Source organism: Mameliella sp. CS4 (genome assembly GCF_019392335.1).
GTDB lineage: Bacteria > Pseudomonadota > Alphaproteobacteria > Rhodobacterales > Rhodobacteraceae > Antarctobacter.
Genome location: NZ_JAHXRQ010000102.1, coordinates 1 through 388, shown reverse-complemented (window position 1 = coordinate 388; position 388 = coordinate 1). Strand labels below are relative to the sequence as shown.

1 protein-coding gene and 1 tRNA gene are annotated in these 388 nt (G+C 59.3%); both read left to right on the top strand.

Translation table 11 applies throughout. The features are described from left to right. Window positions 1-77, top strand: a tRNA-Met gene (locus KZZ07_RS26710). A 145-nt stretch (window positions 78-222) separates the two neighbouring features. Continuing rightward, window positions 223-388 (top strand): transposase (locus KZZ07_RS28215; RefSeq protein WP_370631278.1); only part of this gene is annotated, 166 nt, incomplete at its 3' end.

Here is a 388-nt window from a genome sequence, read left to right as displayed (position 1 = left end):
CGCGGGGTGGAGCAGCCCGGTAGCTCGTCAGGCTCATAACCTGAAGGTCGTAGGTTCAAATCCTACCCCCGCAACCATTGTTAATTGCCTGGACGGCCCGCCCACACGGCGGGCCTTCGGCATTTCCGGTAACTTTCTGCCGCACAACGACAAGATGTGACCAGCTCCCCTGCAAAGTCCGCGGTTTGAAGTTAGCCTGTTCTCCAAACGAGGAGACAGACGATGCGGAAAAGCCGATTCAGCGAGGAGCAGATTATTGGCATCCTGAAGGAGCACCAGGCGGGATTGGGCGCCAAGGAGCTCTGCCGGATGCACGGCATCCACTGCCCGGCAAGGCATTGCGCAGCAATGTCCCGAGTGGGAGCGATGGCACGTTTTACAAGTGGCG